We start from the raw sequence: 18,539 nt of genomic DNA, 5'->3' as shown, positions 1-18,539 counted from the left end.
GTTTCCTCCTCCGTTGTCGTCTCACTCATCTAATAGATCGTTTAATAATACCTCTAATTTCATACCTCTTGAAGCCTTGATTAAAACGACCGTATCAGAATTTAATCGTCTGGAAACGTGATGACCCAACGAACTTTTGTCCTCAAAATGTTTTAATTCTATATTGTGTTTCTGTTCCTTTATTCCTTCTGCAATATAAGCAGCATGCTCGCCTATTGTGTACACTGCATCAATGTCCTCAGTTACAGCTTCTGCTACTTCTTTATGCAGTTGATCCGCATGTGAACCAAGTTCAAACATATCTCCCAAAATGAGAACTTTAGTCTGCTTAGATGTTAGCTGAGCAACCATTTCTATCGTCGCTCTCATTGAAGTTGGAGAAGCATTATATGCATCATTAATAATTAACGAGCCTTCTTTACCAGCATGCTTCTCATATCTCATGCCTGACATTTGCAGCTGATTAAGACCAGCTTGAATTTCCTCAAACGTAAGTCCCATTTTTTCAGCTAAGGTAATCACGTAAGACGCATTCTTCACATTGTGCTTACCGCTCAGTAATAATTTATATTGCTTATTATTAATGACGAATTCACTTCGGTTTTCTTCCAGAAGAGTATCTCTGATTACAGTATCACATTGTTCTTCAAACCCGCATGCTAACGCGTTTGGCTTATTGTAACAGGAAGCGAGTAATTCTTCATCACCGTCAAAAATAAAGCAGCCATCATGCCAGCCGTCCAAAATTTCAAGCTTAGCTTTAGCAATCCCCTCTCGAGAACCTAAATATTCAATGTGAGATTCACCAATGTTGGTAATCATGACATGCTGAGGTCTGGCAAGCTTAGATAATAACGAAATTTCGCCTGGTCCGCTCATTCCCATTTCCAAAACCGCCGCTTCTGTTTCCGGAGGCATCGATAAAATGGTCAACGGCATACCCACGTGATTATTAAAGTTTCCCGCAGTTTTATGTGTGCGATACTTCACTTGTAATACCGAGGCTGTTATATCCTTAGTTGTTGTCTTTCCATTTGAACCTGTAATTCCTATAACTATCGGATTTACTTTACGCAAATAAAACGAGGATGTCTCCTGCAATGCCTGGAGAGTATCCTCGACAATAAACACGGGGAACTCAGTAGGAATTTCCCTCGGTAAATCGTGGTCTTTTTGCCATAAAGCGGCTACAGCTCCATTCTTAATCGCATCCATAATGAAACGATGGGCATCATGATTATCACCAACCAGAGGAATAAACAAGCTCTGTTTTTTCTCCATACGTGTATCTGTCATTACACTTTTAATTTGAATAGGGTCATTTGTGGCTCCATTCCCTTTAGAGAAAAGTGGTGCTAATTCCTTTACAGTAAACATTACATTTGACTCCCCTTAACTTTCAGTAATATGTCCCGTGCAACCTCTCGGTCATCAAAATCGTGGCGGACCCCGTGAATTTCCTGGTAAGTTTCATGTCCTTTTCCAGCGATTAGCACCATATCTCCATGTACCGAATTTGAGATAGCGTACTCGATTGCTTTTTTTCTATTTTCTTCAACGATAAACCCCTTCTCTAAATGGGAAGTCATGTCCTGTAAAATCACTTCTGGATCTTCAGTTCTAGGGTTATCTGATGTAAAAATGGCCTGATCGGCGTATTTGACTGCTACATCAGCCATTAATGGACGTTTCGTACGATCCCGGTCTCCGCCGCAGCCAACTACTACTCTGATTGATCCTTCACAAAACTCACTCATCGTTTTCAGCACATTCTCAAGGGAATCAGGTGTATGGGCATAATCTACCACCACACCAAACGGCTGCCCTTCCAGCACAGGTTCAAAGCGTCCCCTGACTCCTTTTGTCTGTTTAAACGCCTGTTGAATAGTAGAAAGACTTATCCCAGAGGCAAGTGCAGCCCCAGCTGAAGCAAGCATATTGTAAACACTGAACATACCCATTAGAGGACTTTCGATCGGAATGTCACCTTCTGGAGTTGATAAAATAAAGGAACTGCCTTTTTCATGAAGCTTAATTTGTTTAGCAGAAATGTCCGCGTCAGCGTGGATGCCGTACGTTAATGCTGGCTGGGCTGTTGAACGAATAAGCTTATGAGCAAAAGGTGAATCTTGATTAATAACAGCAAATTTATTACGTTCCACATTATACCCGTTCCCTAACTGAGCGAACAATAGGGACTTAGCCCGAAGATAATCGTCCATGTTTTCATGGTAATCCAGATGATCCTGGGTTAAATTTGTAAAAATAGCCACATCAAAGTCGCACCCGTAAACGCGGCCTTGGTCCAGGGCGTGGGAAGAAACTTCCATAATCGCAGTATCAACACCTGAATTTACCATTTGCTTAAAACTTTGCTGCAGAGACAGAGAATCAGGAGTTGTATTTTTTACCGGATAAGTGGTTCCCGCAATATTCATTTGAATGGTTCCAATTGTAGCCGTTGTGTGTTTATTTAAAGTGAAAATCTCATCCAATAAATACGTAATCGTTGTTTTTCCATTCGTGCCTGTCACACCTATGGTATGAACCTGCCTGGTTGGATAATTGTAAAAGGTGGAAGCTATCATAGCTAACGCTTTTGTCGTATCGTTTACTGTGACTACCGGAAAATCGATATCCAATTCTCTTTGGGCTATAATAAGAGCCGCTCCCTGATCGATTGCAGCGAGTGCAAAGTCATGCCCGTCAGATTCGTTTCCAATAATACATACAAAAACGTCACCTAAACCAACAGAGCGAGAATCCATGGATACTCCGTTAATTTCCAATTCATCGATTTTTTGGTTTGTTTTATAATATGGGATTGATTCAAGTAATTTAGTAATTTTCATTCATACCATCCTAACTGTCCACATTCTTTTTCATTATAGCAAAAAATCGTAAAGCTGTATGGTATTATCCTAAATTTAGAAAAGTCAATCATCATTAAAATATAAGCGAATGGTTGAATCACTTGCGACTTTAACGCCTGCTTTTGGTGCCTGGGCTACAACTTTATCTCCTTCACCACTGGTCTCCACTTGTAACGTGGTAAGTACTTCCCGCAGTTCTTTGCGTTTCATCCCTGTGACGTCAGGTACTTCTACAAGCGGTTCATCAGGCCATGCGTATTCCTTTTCCAGACCATCTTTCCGTTCTTTGACACCTAACGACCTAAGGCTGTCTTCCATAATTGAACCTACAATAGGAGCTGCTACTACGCCGCCAAACTGGACAGTACCCTTAGGGTTGTCGATTGCTAAATACACAACCAGTTCAGGATCATCCGCCGGGGCAAAGCCAATAAAAGACACAATATGGTTGTCACTCATATACTTCCCGTCTTCTCCCACTTTTTGGGCTGTACCTGTTTTTCCTCCAACTCGATATCCCTCAACATAAGCACTGCGACCTGTTCCTTTCGCCACAACACTTTCCAGGGATTCCCTGACTTCCTTTGATGTTTCTTCAGAGATTACCTGCTTCATCATGTTTGGTTCTTTTTCTTCGAGCACCTCACCACTTACAGGGTCAAGCCAGGCTTCCTGTACGTAAGGCTCATAATAATACCCGCCATTCACAGCGGCTGCTACTGCCATTACCTGCTGAATTGGTGTAACAGAGACACCCTGGCCAAAAGCAGTAGTTGCCTGTTCTACAGGTCCTACTTGTTCAGGTTTAAACAAAATGCCGCTTCCTTCACCCTCTAAGTCAATGCCTGTTTTTTCACCAAAACCAAATTGTTCAATATAATTAAACAGCTTTTCTTTTCCTAATCGCTCACCTAATTGAACGAAGCCGGGGTTACAAGAGTTTTGTACCACTTCCAAAAATGTTTGGTCACCATGGCCCCCGCTTTTCCAGCAATGCAGCGTTGCGCCTCCAACTTTGACCGAGCCTGAATCATGAAAATGCTCGTCCTCTAAATCAACTAATCCTTCTTCTAGTGCTGCTGCTAACGTAATAATTTTGAAAGTAGAACCTGGTTCATAGGTGCTCCAGACGGGCAGGTTACGGTTATATACTGAAGCTTCAACTTCCTGGTAGCTCCCCGGATGAAAATTTGGTCTTGAAGCCATCGCTTTTACTTGTCCTGTTTTGGGATCTACCGCTATGGCAACGGCCCCATCAGGATTATATTTAGCTTCGGCCATATCCAATTCTCGTTCAATTATGGATTGTACATTATAATCGATTGTTAATTTTAAATCCTTACCGTCTACGGGAGGGGTATAAGTATCAGCAATATCCGGCATACGCTTCCCTTTCGCATCAGAGAAAAATGATAAAGCACCCTGCTCGCCTTTTAACTCCTCATCATAATACGATTCCAGACCTAACAGCCCTTGATTGTCAATTCCACTGAAACCAAGTACATGGGAAAGAAACGCACCGTTAGGATAATACCTTTCCGAATCCTCAGCGATGTAGACCCCCGGTAAGTCTAGCATTTGGATAGCGTCAGCCTGGTCTTCAGAAATCTTTCTACCCTCAGGGTGCATCTTTTCAATAGACACCTGCTTCGTTACATGAGAATAAGCTTTATCCACACTCATCTGAAGTATATCAGCCAGCTGCTCGGCTGTTTTTTCTGGTTCTTTTATCTGTCTTGGTACGACCATAACAGTTGGAGCCGATTGATTACCAACTAAAACTTCTCCATTTGTGTCCAGTATTTTCCCACGTTCAGGTTCAAACGTTATATCCCTCCCCCATGACTGCTCAGCTCGATCCACCAGAAAATCACTAAGAACAAATTGAACGTACCCCAGTCTGCCGATAATTACAGTAAAAATAATTAAAGCCACAAAAAAAACAGCGACTAAACGTTTTCTGACGATTACTTGTGATACTCTTCTCATATCCATGACTCCTTTAAAATCAATAGAGTAGGCTTGTATCACTATATGCAATCTGAAAACGAATAGAACACTGTCTTAAGCTGTTACTCTGGGGTAGAGAGCTCTACCACCAGGTAACCTTCTTCTTTTATTTGAGAACCTTCTTTTATACTTTGCTTGTCAACGTAACCATCACCCATAGACTCTACCTGTAGATCAAAGTGCTCAGCCAGTCTTTGTACGTCTCTTAACGACCACCCTGTAATATCAGGCATTTCAGGCTCATCTGTTATGACGATGACACGCTGATCACTTAACATAGTCGTCCCAGACTCGGGTAATGTAGCTTTAACCTTGTTTCCATCACCGACGACTGTAACTTCATTAAAATTCTTTTTCAATTCATCTTCTGTCTTATTAACATCCTTCCCAGCGTAATCTTTTATTTCTTTTTCTTCTACTTTATGGTCATTGTTCTGATCAGGGTTAATATCCAGGTAATGGAGACTGTTCTCCATTACAGATTTAAGAATGTATGAAACAGGCTCGGAGCCCGTTTCAGTTGCGTCCAAATCCGGTTGTTTAACTGCAACATACATTAAAAGCTCAGGGTCTTCTACAGGTGCCATCCCTAGAAAAGAAAAGATATGGTTATCTTTCCCCGTTAAATAACCTCCACCTTCTTTAGGAATCTGGGCTGTCCCCGTCTTTCCACCTAAGGAAAAATCATTTAATTCAAACTGAGATCCAGTACCGTTTTCTCCTGAAACGACACGGCCAAGTAAATCTCTCATTTGACTGGCTGTATCCGCAGAGATCGGCTTATCAATAACTTCAGGTTCTTTCTCACTAATTATTTCACCGTTTTCACTGGATGTGACCTTAGAAAGTGTGTATGGCCGCATCATTTTTCCATCGTTCGCAATAGCTGTGGCAGCTGTCATTAACTGCAGGGGTGTAGTAGTCGTTCCTTGTCCAAAAGATGTTGTAACCTGTTCAATTGGATAATCGTACAACACTCTTCCTTCACCTTCATTCGGTAAATCAATTCCTGACTTTTCATCAAGGTGAAACGCAGATAAATAATCCCTGTATTTTTCTGGTCCTAATAAATCGTAACCCAGCTTTGCAGCAGCAACATTGGACGACCGTTCAAACCCTTCATCGTAAGTTATTTCACCCCAGCCTTCACGGTTGTGGTCCCGGATCGTACTCCCGGAAACTTCGTATGATCCTGACTTAAAGGTATCTTCTCCGTTATACACTCCTTCTTCAATTGCGGAAGCCCACGTAAACATCTTCATAGTGGAACCCGGTTCAAAAGAATCTGCAATAATATCGTTATACCAGTTGTCCACTTCTCCTAAATCATTCGGGTTATAACTTGGACGGTTACCTAATGCAACCACCTCACCTGTTTTCGGATTCATTACGGCAGCCATTATTTTTTCTGGTTCATATTGTTCATCTACCGTGGCCATTGCATCTTCTAAGAAGGTTTGGATCTTCTGATCAATGGAAAGATGAACATCGTGACCATCCTCTGGTTCCTGAAGCACTTCATTCGGATTAAGAAGTTTCGAACCGTACTTGTCCCGTTCATAAGAAATTTCGCCTTTTTCTTCCCGCAAATGTTCCTCCATCTGTTTTTCTACACCAGTTACGCCGGTAAGATGCCCTTCTTCCGTACGAGCAAAACCAATGATATGGGAAGCAAACGTTCCATTAGGATAGTACCTTTTAGACTCTTCTTCAAAATTAATTCCACTTAGCTCCTGATCTTCAATTTCTTCTTTTTGATCTTGAGATAAACTACGTCCCTTGCTGCCGAATTCAACCTGAAACCGGCCATCTTCCTGGGCCTCAGTGATTCTTTCTTCTATCTCACTTTCTTCCATATTCAACAAAGGAGCCAACACAGACGCCGTTTCTTCCGGGTTCGTCACATGTTCTGGCTCCTCTTCTGATCTGGAATATTCAGGATCGACCACCGCATATAATTTATATGTAGGGCGGTCGTAAGCTAGCAGCATACCATTTTTATCGTAAATATTGCCTCTATCGGCATCGAGAGAGTACGAACTTGTACGGGCTTTCTCTGCCCATTCATTTAAATTTACGCCTTCAATTTCTGCGGTGGATTGAATGTATAAAAATCGCCCCGTAATAATCAAGAAAATAGCGGAGAAGATTAATATCAAAATCGCGGCGCCTTTATGGGTATTTGAGCTTTTCATAAAGAGTTCACCTAGTTTCTATTAATTTCCGACGACACCTGCTTGTTTAACTTCTGCGTTTTGCAATTCTAAACCATTCTCTTTCGCAATCTCCAGGATGCGGTCAGGGTTGCTCAACTCTTTGGCTTTATAAGCTAAACTGTCATTATCAGATTTCTGCTGAGCAATTTCCTGCTCCATATTTTGAATGTCACGGTTTAGTGTATCAGTTGTGGAGGTGAATTGCACCATAAAAACTGAAGCAATAACTACCAGTCCTGTGGCCAATGAGTATAAAACTTTCTCGCCTGTACTAATCCATTGTTTTTTCTGAACTTTAACTTTTATTTGTTTTTGTTCCTGTTGTCTTTCTACCGGCTGTTGAAGCTTTCTCGCTCTTTCCATACTCATGTTTGCTTCCACCCTTCTTCAAATATAAATGAGTCTGACCAAGGTTTTATTTTTTCCACGACTCTTAGCTTTGCAGACCTCGACCTGCGATTATCTTCTAATTCATCATCTTCTGCCACAATTGGCTTGCGTGTTGTTAATTTAAACGGAGGCTGTTTGTCTTCTGGGATCATGGGAATGTTCTTTGGAAGTGGAGGGTTTGTACTCCACTTTTTGAATGCTTGTTTACAAAGTCTGTCTTCAAGTGAATGAAAGGTTATGACAGCAATTCTGCCATTAACAGATACTACTTTAGCAGCCTGATGCAGTGTATCCCAAAACGCGCCAAGTTCATCATTAACAGCAATTCGAATAGCTTGGAAAATACGCTTTGCCGGATGACCCCCTTTTCGCCTGGCAGGCGCTGGAATTCCTTCTTTTATGAGTTCTACTAGTTGATCAGTGGTGTCGATCGAAGCTTCTTTTCTTGCAGCTTCGATCTTACGGGCAATCTGTTTAGAAAACTTCTCTTCTCCATATTTGAAGAAAATTCGAACTATCTCCTCATACGACCATTCGTTCACAACATTCCAGGCAGAAACTTCACTTGATTGATTCATTCTCATATCAAGGGGAGCATCATTATGGTAACTAAAACCCCTCTCGGCAACATCCAGCTGAGGGCTTGAAACACCTAAGTCGTATAATATCCCATCGACACGCTTAACATTTAGCTCGGATAGCTTCTCCTCCAGCTGTCTGAAATTTGCGTGAACATAGATGATTTTATCATTGTAAATTTTCAACCGTTCACGAGCAGCATTTAACGCATTTATATCTTGATCAAATGCAATTAACCGGCCGCTGTCCAACCTTGAAGCAATTTCTTCGGAGTGTCCTCCACCGCCTAACGTACAATCAACATACACCCCGTCTGGTTGTATATTCATCTGTTTAATCGTTTCTGATTTTAAAACACTGTAATGTTCAAACATGTACTCACTCGTTTCATTTCATCAAATATCAAAATCCAACATATTTTCCGCTATTTCAGAAAAGGATTCTTCCGACTCTTCAAAATAATCCTCCCAAATGTCCTTGCTCCAAAATTCAATACGATTAGAAACACCAATAACTACGCATTCTTTGTCTAGTTTGGCATGATTTCTTAATGGTGGCGGAATATTGACTCTTCCTTGTTTATCTACTTCACATTCAACAGCTCCTGAAAAGAAGAAGCGTGTAAATGCACGAGCATCTTTTTTAGTTAATGGAAGCTTCTTTAATTTCTCTTCTAACAGCTTCCATTCATCCATAGGGTAGGCGAATAAACATTGATCTAAACCTCTGGTGAGGACAAACCCTTCCTGGAGCTCATCACGGAACTTTGAGGGGACAATGATGCGTCCCTTCGTATCGATGTTGTGCTGAAATTCGCCCATGAACATAGAGTTTACCCCACTTTCTATTTTCAGCCTACCACATCGCTCCACTTTTCACCACTCATAATTAAATATTCGGTGAAAATAAAAAAATTCCTGCCGTTGATTGCAGGAATTTCTTAGTTTAATTATTTATTTTTTATAGTGGGGAATGGTGGGGGATGAAGTTATATCTTAACTACATAGTGACTTTCGTCCAAAGCGAGATGATGTGAATTAAGACGCTCAAATACCGTCATACCATAAGTATTAATCCATGGGATTATACTCCACACTCGTTCCTGAAAACCTCCGAATGGATGTAAAAGTAAATTCAATTCATCAAAAGTATCAATCTGCTTTCGGTATTGACCCTGTATACTTTGATTCATTCTTTTCTCCAGAAAATCAACAGACTGCTTAATATAGTCCCAGTTCTTCTCGGCCAGAGCAGACAGGTCTGGACTTAACTGAGACGCTTTCTCTCTTAGTGGCCGGTGAATGACTTCCATCTCTTTCTTTACTTCTTCTACAAGCTCCCCTACCGGCGGGCTTCCAGTAGCTGCCAGCCAAGAAAGTTTTCTCGCACCAACTCCCTGTTCTATCACTTCTTGTTCATCAATTTGCATCCTCTTAAGCCATTGGTCTGACTTACGATCAAGCAAAGTAAAGGAAAGCCGCTGAAATACAGGAGGCATCTCTAAATCTAAGGCATCAAATCCAGGTTTTAACGCAGACCAGTAGCTGATTTCTCCCGGACCGCCGACAAAAGCAAGTACAGGCAGCAGACATTCCTGCATTAAAGGCCGTGTGACAACATTGTTACTTAACAGCCAAGGGCGGTTTTCTGCAGTAGCAAGGAGTTGTTCCTGTGTAAACGTCACTTCTCCATTTTTGCCGGTAAATCTCCCACTCGTATCTCTGACTAATAAAACACGCTCACCTTTATGGTGGTAAAACAAGTGGGCATCATCAATATCGTTATCTAAAGAAACAGGGTAGCCTTGTTGTTTGCTTTTTTGTTCACTTGAATAAACACCTTCAGCTATTTGATTGTTGTTTTTAATCATATCTACAAAGTAGGAAGACTCCAGTTTGCGAATTTGCGGATCGTGGGCATCTAATAATATAAGTCCTTCAGACGGAAACAACTGATGGACCAGTTTCGCAAAGAAATCCGTGTAACTTGAAGAAGTATTAATTATCTGCTTAAGCCGATGAACAATATCTACGCTGTATTCCGTTTCATTTTGATCGGATAAGATCGACTCAAGCCAGTCATGAATTTCCTGTTGATTAAAGGGCAGATCTGTAACAGAAGATTTATTATATCCATTAGCAGCCGCCTGAACCTTTTCCATTCGTCCATTCTTCTTCATGTAGATATGGTTTATCTCAGCAAAATCATGATCCTCTCCGGCAATCCAGAAAACAGGAACAACAGGACGGCCTGTCTGTTGTTCCGTTTGCCGCGCAAGCTGAATTATAGAAATTATTTTGTGCACAGTATAGAGAGGTCCGGTTAACAGCCCGGCTTGCTGACCTCCTACAATAACAGAAGTCCGCTCGTCTTTTAATTTGTTAATATTAACAAATACTTCTTCAGAAGCATTATACCTATCGTTCATAACTGTCAGTTCTTCTGCCAGTTTCTCTCTGTTAAAAGATTGAGACTCAAGGTATTTTAAGCGCTTCTTCCATATAGTGTTATCGTTAAGATCATATTGAAATTTATCCTGAATTTTAGTGAAGTGGTTTTTGTAGTCGGCAATAAGTGGATTTTTGTCCGCTAAGCTTATTGGTTCTATACGCATTTATGAACTTCTCCTTCTGTTTCAGAGGTTGTTATGTACCAATATGTATTGTACAGAAATATTATATGAAGTTCATCTAATCTGTTTATTAAAGGAGCACCCGAGCTACTATCCCATAAGCAGTCAGCCCGAAATACACAAACATAAATAACAAAAATGTTAACCTTAAGAAACCCTTAAAAACTTTAATAAATTGGATTTCTTCTGAGATCTTATATTGAACGATCACAGCTAAACTTAACAGGGTCAGTAAAAATACGATAATCCATGGAAGATATCCATTGCCAAATAATACGACGAACAGAACATACACAGAAGCTACTAATACTGGAACCATCAATTGAGCTGTTAGATGAACAGCCCTTCTTTTATTTCTGTACAATTTTCTTGTAAAGAAATACAGAATAAATAAAATGAGTAACGGAGCAGTTATAATAAACGCAAGAAAATATATAATTACATTACTCATGTGGCTTCTCCTTTTTGATTTTTTAACTCTAACGCATGAATGGCATTCAGTACAAAAGAATGATAGCAGGCCTCCTTGCGGGAACGGTTAACAATATAGCCGCAAATTGCATCTACTTCAGTCCTCCGCCCCTCTAGTATATCCTGCAGCATAGAAGAATGATTTTCCCCAGTCGTTTCAGCAATTTTTTGTACCCTGGACCATTGTTCATTAAAAGAAAGTTGAAGTGTGCTGCACGCCTCCCAGCATAACCTTTCCGCCAGATTATTGAGATGAGAATTACTTAAAATCTCTTTATTCTTTACATTAAAAAGTGCTGTAATGGGATTTACGACGGTATTAATGACAAGTTTCTCCGCCATCATCTTCAAATAGTCTTTCCTGTACTCAAAAATAAATTGCCCTTGAGACAGGCAGCGGGTTATCATTTGAGCTTTGTTGCTATTCTGATAATCTGCTAAGTATATAATCCCTTTCCCTGTATGCTGTACTTCAGCCCCGGAATGCCTGACTGCACCGTGTTCAACTACCCCCACCAGCAATGGATTGGGCAGCTCCTTTATAAAAGAGAGGTGTGACATACCATTTTGAAGAAACACAACAGGCTGTGAAGGTGGGAGCTTATTGAGAATGTCAGGAAGGTGGTGCTGCTTAACCGTAATTAGTAATAAATTCTGATCATTAAAATAAGCTGCATCTGTATACGCCCTTACCGTGCCATGCAGCCCCTCACAAGTTATACCTCTTGTATTCAGCTCCTGTTTCTGCTCCTCACTTCTTACGAATAGAGAAACTTCGTGAATTTTTGAAAGATACGAGGATAGTAATAACCCAACCGCACCTCCGCCAACCACCCCTATTTTCATGTTGCTTCCCCTTTCTTTAACGAACTCTTTTTCTAATTGTAGCAAATTTATGATTTGAAAGGGGACAAATTTTCATACATTACTTGTTCATTTGATTCTGAATATTTTTATATTATAATAAATGTAGAGAAAGAGTTTGAAAGGGGAAATCACAGATGATGACGAAAGTAAAAGTTCAGCCACTTCTAGTTAATTATAAGACGTTAGAGGAATTTAAACATTTCAAAGAATATGGACATCAAGAGCTCGCCATGTTTGAAGACTTACAAAGTAATATTGTGGAAAATGACAGTGAATCGCCTTTTTTCGGCATCTATTATGGAAACGCTTTAGTTGCAAGGATGAGTCTATATCGAGTCCCCAAAAAATATGACCATTATTTTGAACCTCCACAGGATTATTTAGAGCTGTGGAAGCTTGAAGTCTTGCCTGATTACCGAGGTCAGGGATTTGGTAAAGCTTTAGTTGATTTCGCAAAAAATTACCAACTCCCAATTAAGACAAACCCACGTGTAAGATCTCATGATTTCTGGGAGAAGATGGACTTCCATAAAGCGAAATATGATGTGGAAAGAGACCTTGGAGAAAACCCTTTAATCTGGCTTCCAACAGGGGTGGAAGAAAGAGAGATATAAAATAAACACACAAGGCCGCTACAAGTAATGTAGGGCCTTTTTTATTTAAGAAGAACTTTGGTATCTATTTTTCACCCAGTTTGTTAATTTATCAATTTCGGACCAGGCTTCTTCCCATTGTTTAATCTGATTCTTCAGCCTCACATTTTCTTCACTAAGCTGGTATAACTTTGTTTGCAGCTCTTCCTGATCATGGTGGGAATGTTGTTTCATTTCTTTTAAAAAGAGAATCGCATCATCGAGTGAAATCGATGTATTTTTTGATAATGTCGATGTCGTAAGTGCATGACGGTGCTGAGTTCTTTCCTGCTTTGCCTGCCTGATATCCTTTTGGTAATTTTTCCGCACCGTAGCATTCCATCTGAACCCGCACGCAGCCGGAGTCCGATTTAGTTGTCTTGCCACTTCCTGAAAAGCTTCCAGCTGGGTGTGACCCTCTTTAATGTATTGAAGCACTGTTTCCGCTAATAATTCATCCTCTTCCTTCTTCCATGCATCCTGCCTAGGGGCGTCCATTCTATCCCTCCTCTATGGTTTGCTTATAGTTATGCAATTGCGAAGATTGATAGACTATACTTTAATACTTTTTTCTTGTGCTTAAGAATTTTTTTACAGCTTGCAGGTGTTCTTTGGACTCCCATAAGGATGCACATCTTCTAACCTCTTCCTCCATGGCCTCCGCTGCGTCATGAAAGGATATGGCACGTAAGTACTGCGATTTAAATATCTTGAGCTGTGATTGTGTTTTGTTTAAAAAAGAAGGTAGAAGAGTCTCAATATTCAATTGGTCCTTTTCAACAATCTTATTCAGCCATCCGATTTGATAGGCCTGGTCTGCATTGTACATTTGTGCAGCCATAAGCCAGTGAGCTGCTCTATCAGCTTGTATACGTTTATAAAGCAGTTCTCCTCCTCCCCACCCTGGTGTAATTCCTAAATTCCCCTGAATAAATCCATAATGCCCGGTGTCTAATCCGTAACGGAAATCGCAGGCAGTTGCAATCTCGCACCCTCCTCCTCTAGCTTGACCGTTTAAAAAGGCAAAAGTAGGGAGGGGAAATGCGGCCAGCTCATATAAAACTTGTTTCATTGGCTGTAATGCCCGATATGCCTCCTCTTCCGTTAAACCGCCATGCAGTTCATTTAAGTCTCCCCCTGCACAGAATGATTCGTCGCCTGCTCCTGTAATCACTAAACATTTTATGTCAGGGTCATTTTTTAATTTACCAATTTCTTTTAACAGTAATTTACTTACCCTGTTTGTAATCGCATTCATTTTTTCACTGCGGTTAAGCTGAATAGTTACTGCTCCATGATCGTCACAAATTGTTCTAATCTGCTGCATACAGCTCCCCCTTCTGCCTTTAGGCATAATAAATGTAAAAAAAAGAGCCTGAATAAACATTCAGACTCTTTCTCTTTCTTCATTTACTTAGCAACAACTTGCTTTCCATTATACTGTCCACAAGATTTGCAAACATGGTGTGGTTTTGAGTACTCCCCACAGTTTGAACATTCTACCATGCCAGGTACGTGTAGTTTTTTATGAGTACGACGTTGGTTTTTGACCTTTTTGGATGTTTTACGCTTAGGTACTGCCATGTTGTACACCTCCTTTTAGATTGACAAGAGGAAATCTATTCCCTTAATCTTTGTTTTCTTTTTCATTTAATAATGATTGCAGCTTAGCCATTCGAGGATCTACTTTATCTTCCTCCGGTTCTTCTGTAATCACCTGCCAACCCTTACCTTCTGTAAGAGCCTGATCTTGAACCTTTTGATCATCTGAAAATACACGGGTTGGAACCTCTAATAGAATATTTTCCTTGATATATGGCGTTAAGTCAAGGACTTCTCCACGAACGGGATGAATTTCACTTTCGTCTTCTTCGTCATAGTACGGAGAGACGTTAAATTGTTCGCGTTCCTTTAACTGAAAAGGATAGGGTACGTCAACAAGAGTACGTGCGCAGGGCAGGACCATTTCTCCCTCAGCTGTAAAAGTAACTATAATGTCATCACCAAATTTAACAGCTTCTCCTTGCACGTGTACCGGGGAGATTCTCCGAATATCATTATTCATCTCCTCGAGCTCCGAAACGTCCACATCTTCTTCAAACTTAAACGGTTCATCACCGGATTGATTAAGTTTCTGTAGAGGAAATTTCATATTTATCACCTCATGGCAACAAGAGTTATTGTAAAAGCAATTTAACTATTTGTCAATATTTTTTCTTTACAGAGGCTTTAAAGCCAAATGTACTCTTTTTATTTTATTAGAAAATAAATCATTTCTCAACTTACAAGCAGGGCAGGCCATGCTAAAATAAAAAATAGCATCTGTCATAGTTCTCCCATCGTATCGACTATTTCTTACTCAATCAAGGAGGTTTTACCAATGAAAGCCTGCGGGATTATTGTGGAATATAACCCTTTTCACAACGGACACGCCTATCACGTTATGCAAAGTAAGCAAAAGTCTAATGCTGATTGCATTGCAGCAGTTATGAGCGGACCTTTCCTTCAAAGGGGAGAACCGGCTATTATCGATAAATGGCATCGGACTAAAGCTGCATTATCGGCAGGAGTCGACCTTGTTATTGAATTACCTTACATATTCGCGGTACAGCATAGCGATTTCTTCAGTAAAGGGGCAGTACTCAGCCTGGCTGCTTTACAGGTAGATTCAATTTGTTTCGGTAGTGAGAACGGCAACATCGAGCCTTTTATAAAGGCATATGAGGATTTAAATGCCCACCAGCATGCTTACGAAAGTTCATTAAAAGAAGAATTGAGCAGAGGGAGATCCTATCCGGATGCAGCCCGCATGGCTAATGAAACCATAGGAATTTCCCTGAACGAATTCGATTACTCTGCCCCTAATAATATTCTTGGCTATAGCTATGTTAAACAAATTAGAGCTTTTGCTCCTCATATTGAACCTTTAACCATTAAACGAAAGGAAAGCAATTACCACGACACTGATTTATCAGGCAGAATGGCAAGTGCAACAAGTATTCGTAAAGCTTTAAAGAAACAAAATAAACTGACGTCTCATATATCTGAAGCTCTTCCTGAAACCACGATTGATGAGCTTCACGCTTATTATAACCAATCAAACTTATGGCATGACTGGGAAGATTATTTCAATTTTCTTCATTACACGATAATGACAACTCCCGCAAAGGACCTTCAAGCCATTCACGGTATGGACGAAGGGCTCGAACACCGTTTCAAACAAATGATAAAGTCTTCTACTTCTTTTCAGGAATTTATGCAGCGAGTCAAAACTAAGCGGTATACATGGACGAGGCTGCAACGGCTGTGTACCCACATATTAGTGGGTCTTACCAAAGAAGAAGCAACTGCATATTTAGCGAAAGAAACAGTTCCATACATTCGGGTACTTGGTATGACTGAAACCGGAAGACAATATTTAAATGTCCACAAAAAACGATTTAATGTTCCTTTAATCACGCAGCCCCAAAAGCTTAGTAATGGCCTCCTTGAAACAGAGGAACGAGCGGCTGCGGCATATTTCAGTCCATTGCATGCTGAAGTACGGGTCAATCATTTAAAAAAAGAATATGGTCCCCCTGTACTCATTAAATAATAGCAGCAATGATAGAAAAAACGAACAATAAAACTTAAAGCGTATAAATGCAGATCATTGGCGCAGTCAAACTACTAAAGACTCCTGAGGAACAGCGCGAGTCGAAGATCCTGCAGGAAAGCGCTCGCTTTTTCGAGAAAGACTTAAGGACGTGCCCGCGAAAAAAAAGCGAAGTGATTGACGGAGCGATGGTCAAAATCCTTTCTTCACAAAAAAATAATCCGAACTGATTACAAAAAATCGTTCGGATTATTTTATGCTTGACTCAGTTTTGTCCCAACCTCTTAAAGATTTAAAGCTCTTCTAAATATTTAAGAGCATCCTCAAAGGTGTCTACAGCTACAATATCCATCTCAGTTCCGATATTCTCTGCGGCACTTGAAGCAACTTCATAATTTGATCCCTCAGCTCCCCCCTCGTTAGGGGCGAAAAAGACATCGCAGCCTTCTTGATCAGCAGCAACGACTTTTTTATCAATACCTCCTATACTGCCTACTTCACCTTCATAGTTAATTTCTCCCGTGCCGCAAACTTCCTGACCATTCGTTATATCTTCTTCTGTTAACTGGTCATACATTTCCAACGAAAACATTAACCCCGCACTAGGGCCGCCAATATCTCCACTTTTCACAGAAACTTCCGGGTTTACTTCAACCGAACGATCAGTTACGAGGGAAATTCCTACACCCACTCGATTATTATCATCAGGGAAAGGAGCAACCTCTATTTCCTTTGTCATCATTTCATCCCCTCTTTTAATGGTTAATGTGACCTTATCCCCTTCAGATAAGCTTTCAACATAATTCACAAGTTCTTCAGATTCATTTATATTATTATCATTTACGCTAAGTATTTCATCTCCTGCTTTCAACTTTTCTTCTGCAGGCATTCCTTCTAAAGCTTGAACGACGAACACTCCTTCATAATCAATTGTAATGTCACGCTCTGCATTTTCATAAGCGACCACTTTTGCCGCTTCCTGAGACGACTCCATTAACTGCAGTTGAGCATGAAAGTACTCATCCTCAGATATCCCTTCAGGGCGGACTTGTTCTAAAGGTACGACTTCTTGGTACTCTCTCATCTGGGCAAGCGCCCATTGAATGGGTGTTGCCTGTCCCCCTCGGACGGTAACCAAATGCATATCCCCCTCACTGGGATAAGAACCATCTATTTCTACAAAAGGTTCCAGTGCATCAGCTGTACCAGGTTTGTAAATATAAAACGGCAAGCGGTATGCGCCTAAAAAAGCGACAATCAGGATTGCGATTATTCCTGTTATGATTACTCTTTTATTTGATCTCATTGCTATGGTGACCCCTTCCAGTCTCTAATCTTTTCTAGGATGCGGTCTACTTCTTTAGCCGCAGCTTTTTCCCCTTCTTTTACGATCTCTTCGATGTCTCTAAATGCCCTGGAGCTGAAACGCTCAACATCCGGCCGGATCATAAAATCCGTGTAATCAGTTATACCAGTAACGGACGCTAATTCGTCCTGCATAATATCAATACTCTGAATGATAACATCATAAATGGAGTGAATTGTTGGCTCAGCAGTAGAGTGAGCACAATCCACTGCAATAACTATATCCGCTCCCATGTCTTTCACTACAGAAACGGGGACACGATCAATCACCCCGCCATCAATATACAACCGGCCGGCAATCCTTTCCGGAACAAATATACCTGGAATAGCAATACTTGCCCGTACGGCATCACTTGCGGAGCCAGTCTGAAATACTTTCTTCTTTCCAGCAACCAAATCGGTTGCCACGATTGAAAGGGGGATTGTGAACTCCTCTATATTTTTCCCAAACGTAAATAAACGGATATACTCCTTAATTCTACGCCCCTGAATAAAGCCCATTTTAGGAACCGTAAAATCAAGGTAGTATTTCCGTTTAAAAGTTAAAGCAAGCTTATATAAATCATCAATTTTCTGTCCTGATGCGAATAAGGCTCCTGCCAGTGCTCCCATACTGCTCCCGGCAATCATATCAATTGGGATATTATGAGCGGTTAAGGTTTTGAGCACACCTAAATGCGCAAATCCCCGTGCTCCGCCTGAGCCAAGTGCCAGACCTACTTTCGGCTGCTTCACCACATCTCCCCCTGGTGCTCCTATTCAAAAGATCCCTTCCACTGCCTATCTTGCCTTTCATTTAGGAAGTTTACTTTATTTTATGGAATAAGCACAGTACTTATGAGCGTACAAATAGATAAAAGAGATTAGGTTTCTATAATCATTTTACTATGGATGATTTTAGAAGTACAG

Annotated in this window: 18 protein-coding genes; 2 read left to right on the top strand and 16 right to left on the bottom strand. The window is 40.7% G+C overall.

What is annotated here, in order from left to right; genetic code table 11:
- Positions 1-21: 21 nt before the first annotated feature.
- The 10 genes from murF to C1A12_RS10295 form a co-directional block, all read right to left on the bottom strand.
- Positions 22-1,377, bottom strand: a complete 1,356-nt coding sequence (gene murF / locus C1A12_RS10340) for a UDP-N-acetylmuramoyl-tripeptide--D-alanyl-D-alanine ligase (RefSeq protein ID WP_101843798.1) — start codon at positions 1,375-1,377, stop codon at positions 22-24.
- The gene (locus C1A12_RS10335) at positions 1,377-2,852 is read right to left on the bottom strand and encodes a UDP-N-acetylmuramoyl-L-alanyl-D-glutamate--2,6-diaminopimelate ligase (RefSeq protein ID WP_101843797.1); all 1,476 of its coding nucleotides are present in this window, start codon (positions 2,850-2,852) and stop codon (positions 1,377-1,379) included. Before C1A12_RS10335 ends, murF begins: the two co-directional genes overlap by 1 nt.
- 84 nt (positions 2,853-2,936) lie before the next feature.
- Positions 2,937-4,862: a stage V sporulation protein D gene (locus tag C1A12_RS10330; RefSeq protein ID WP_101843796.1), complete on the bottom strand. Its 1,926-nt coding sequence runs from the start codon at positions 4,860-4,862 to the stop codon at positions 2,937-2,939.
- An 83-nt stretch (positions 4,863-4,945) separates the two neighbouring features.
- Positions 4,946-7,078, bottom strand: a complete 2,133-nt coding sequence (locus C1A12_RS10325) for a penicillin-binding protein (protein ID WP_101843795.1) — start codon at positions 7,076-7,078, stop codon at positions 4,946-4,948.
- 21 nt (positions 7,079-7,099) lie between these two features.
- Positions 7,100-7,468: a cell division protein FtsL gene (ftsL, locus tag C1A12_RS10320; RefSeq protein WP_101843794.1), complete on the bottom strand. Its 369-nt coding sequence runs from the start codon at positions 7,466-7,468 to the stop codon at positions 7,100-7,102.
- Positions 7,465-8,442 (bottom strand): 16S rRNA (cytosine(1402)-N(4))-methyltransferase RsmH, encoded by a 978-nt coding sequence (gene rsmH, locus C1A12_RS10315; protein WP_101843793.1) that lies wholly within the window; start codon positions 8,440-8,442, stop codon positions 7,465-7,467. The genes ftsL and rsmH overlap by 4 nt, the downstream gene beginning before the upstream one ends.
- Before the next feature lie 21 nt (positions 8,443-8,463).
- Positions 8,464-8,895 carry a division/cell wall cluster transcriptional repressor MraZ gene (mraZ, locus tag C1A12_RS10310; RefSeq protein ID WP_101843792.1) on the bottom strand — a complete coding sequence of 144 codons (432 nt, stop codon included), beginning with the start codon at positions 8,893-8,895 and terminating at the stop codon, positions 8,464-8,466.
- Positions 8,896-9,056: 161 nt separating this feature from the next.
- The gene (gene bshC / locus C1A12_RS10305) at positions 9,057-10,682 is read right to left on the bottom strand and encodes a bacillithiol biosynthesis cysteine-adding enzyme BshC (RefSeq protein WP_101843791.1); all 1,626 of its coding nucleotides are present in this window, start codon (positions 10,680-10,682) and stop codon (positions 9,057-9,059) included.
- A gap of 88 nt (positions 10,683-10,770) precedes the next feature.
- Positions 10,771-11,151 (bottom strand): DUF3397 domain-containing protein, encoded by a 381-nt coding sequence (locus C1A12_RS10300; RefSeq protein ID WP_101843790.1) that lies wholly within the window; start codon positions 11,149-11,151, stop codon positions 10,771-10,773.
- Positions 11,148-12,017: a 2-dehydropantoate 2-reductase gene (locus C1A12_RS10295; protein WP_101843789.1), complete on the bottom strand. Its 870-nt coding sequence runs from the start codon at positions 12,015-12,017 to the stop codon at positions 11,148-11,150. Before C1A12_RS10295 ends, C1A12_RS10300 begins: the two co-directional genes overlap by 4 nt.
- 158 nt (positions 12,018-12,175) lie before the next feature.
- Between C1A12_RS10295 and C1A12_RS10290 the strand changes: the two genes are divergently transcribed.
- The gene (locus C1A12_RS10290; RefSeq protein WP_200816600.1) at positions 12,176-12,652 is read left to right on the top strand and encodes an N-acetyltransferase; all 477 of its coding nucleotides are present in this window, start codon (positions 12,176-12,178) and stop codon (positions 12,650-12,652) included.
- Between the two features lie 45 nt (positions 12,653-12,697).
- Here C1A12_RS10290 and C1A12_RS10285 read toward each other — a convergent pair whose 3' ends face one another.
- The 4 genes from C1A12_RS10285 to C1A12_RS10270 all read right to left on the bottom strand — a co-directional run bounded on the left by C1A12_RS10285 (position 12,698) and on the right by C1A12_RS10270 (position 14,822).
- Positions 12,698-13,168, bottom strand: a complete 471-nt coding sequence (locus C1A12_RS10285) for an RsfA family transcriptional regulator (RefSeq protein WP_101843787.1) — start codon at positions 13,166-13,168, stop codon at positions 12,698-12,700.
- 61 nt (positions 13,169-13,229) lie between these two features.
- Positions 13,230-13,997, bottom strand: coding sequence for an enoyl-CoA hydratase/isomerase family protein (locus tag C1A12_RS10280; RefSeq protein WP_101843786.1), 768 nt, complete (start codon positions 13,995-13,997; stop codon positions 13,230-13,232).
- A gap of 83 nt (positions 13,998-14,080) precedes the next feature.
- Positions 14,081-14,254, bottom strand: a complete 174-nt coding sequence (gene rpmF, locus C1A12_RS10275; protein ID WP_101843785.1) for a 50S ribosomal protein L32 — start codon at positions 14,252-14,254, stop codon at positions 14,081-14,083.
- A gap of 43 nt (positions 14,255-14,297) precedes the next feature.
- The gene (locus C1A12_RS10270; RefSeq protein ID WP_101843784.1) at positions 14,298-14,822 is read right to left on the bottom strand and encodes a DUF177 domain-containing protein; all 525 of its coding nucleotides are present in this window, start codon (positions 14,820-14,822) and stop codon (positions 14,298-14,300) included.
- 228 nt (positions 14,823-15,050) lie between these two features.
- Between C1A12_RS10270 and C1A12_RS10265 the strand changes: the two genes are divergently transcribed.
- Entirely contained in the window at positions 15,051-16,265 is a 1,215-nt protein-coding gene (locus tag C1A12_RS10265) for a nucleotidyltransferase (RefSeq protein WP_101843783.1), read from the top strand.
- A gap of 292 nt (positions 16,266-16,557) precedes the next feature.
- Here the strand turns inward: C1A12_RS10265 and C1A12_RS10260 are convergent, their stop codons facing one another.
- Positions 16,558-17,571 carry a SepM family pheromone-processing serine protease gene (locus C1A12_RS10260; protein ID WP_101843782.1) on the bottom strand — a complete coding sequence of 338 codons (1,014 nt, stop codon included), beginning with the start codon at positions 17,569-17,571 and terminating at the stop codon, positions 16,558-16,560.
- Positions 17,572-17,573: 2 nt separating this feature from the next.
- Positions 17,574-18,365 carry a patatin-like phospholipase family protein gene (locus tag C1A12_RS10255; protein ID WP_101843781.1) on the bottom strand — a complete coding sequence of 264 codons (792 nt, stop codon included), beginning with the start codon at positions 18,363-18,365 and terminating at the stop codon, positions 17,574-17,576.
- Positions 18,366-18,539 lie beyond the last annotated feature (174 nt).

It is taken from the genome of Halobacillus sp. Marseille-P3879 (genome assembly GCF_900240285.1).
Classification (GTDB): Bacteria; Bacillota; Bacilli; order Bacillales; family Halobacillaceae; genus Halobacillus_A.
This window is presented reverse-complemented; position numbering and strand designations above follow the sequence as displayed.

Excerpts from the sequence above, each read along its gene's own strand:
- C1A12_RS10325 (WP_101843795.1), bottom strand. The coding sequence starts at position 7,078 with ATGAAAAGCTCAAATACCCATAAAGGCGCCGCGATTTTGATATTAATC.
- bshC (WP_101843791.1), bottom strand. The coding sequence starts at position 10,682 with ATGCGTATAGAACCAATAAGCTTAGCGGACAAAAATCCACTTATTGCC.
- ftsL (WP_101843794.1), bottom strand. The coding sequence starts at position 7,468 with ATGAGTATGGAAAGAGCGAGAAAGCTTCAACAGCCGGTAGAAAGACAA.
- C1A12_RS10280 (WP_101843786.1), bottom strand. The coding sequence starts at position 13,997 with ATGCAGCAGATTAGAACAATTTGTGACGATCATGGAGCAGTAACTATT.
- C1A12_RS10295 (WP_101843789.1), bottom strand. The coding sequence starts at position 12,017 with ATGAAAATAGGGGTGGTTGGCGGAGGTGCGGTTGGGTTATTACTATCC.
- rpmF (WP_101843785.1), bottom strand. The coding sequence starts at position 14,254 with ATGGCAGTACCTAAGCGTAAAACATCCAAAAAGGTCAAAAACCAACGT.
- rsmH (WP_101843793.1), bottom strand. The coding sequence starts at position 8,442 with ATGTTTGAACATTACAGTGTTTTAAAATCAGAAACGATTAAACAGATG.
- C1A12_RS10270 (WP_101843784.1), bottom strand. The coding sequence starts at position 14,822 with ATGAAATTTCCTCTACAGAAACTTAATCAATCCGGTGATGAACCGTTT.
- C1A12_RS10285 (WP_101843787.1), bottom strand. The coding sequence starts at position 13,168 with ATGGACGCCCCTAGGCAGGATGCATGGAAGAAGGAAGAGGATGAATTA.
- C1A12_RS10265 (WP_101843783.1), top strand. The coding sequence starts at position 15,051 with ATGAAAGCCTGCGGGATTATTGTGGAATATAACCCTTTTCACAACGGA.
- C1A12_RS10330 (WP_101843796.1), bottom strand. The coding sequence starts at position 4,862 with ATGAGAAGAGTATCACAAGTAATCGTCAGAAAACGTTTAGTCGCTGTT.
- murF (WP_101843798.1), bottom strand. The coding sequence starts at position 1,377 with ATGTTTACTGTAAAGGAATTAGCACCACTTTTCTCTAAAGGGAATGGA.
- C1A12_RS10335 (WP_101843797.1), bottom strand. The coding sequence starts at position 2,852 with ATGAAAATTACTAAATTACTTGAATCAATCCCATATTATAAAACAAAC.
- mraZ (WP_101843792.1), bottom strand. The coding sequence starts at position 8,895 with ATGTTCATGGGCGAATTTCAGCACAACATCGATACGAAGGGACGCATC.
- C1A12_RS10290 (WP_200816600.1), top strand. The coding sequence starts at position 12,176 with ATGACGAAAGTAAAAGTTCAGCCACTTCTAGTTAATTATAAGACGTTA.
- C1A12_RS10300 (WP_101843790.1), bottom strand. The coding sequence starts at position 11,151 with ATGAGTAATGTAATTATATATTTTCTTGCGTTTATTATAACTGCTCCG.
- C1A12_RS10260 (WP_101843782.1), bottom strand. The coding sequence starts at position 17,571 with ATGAGATCAAATAAAAGAGTAATCATAACAGGAATAATCGCAATCCTG.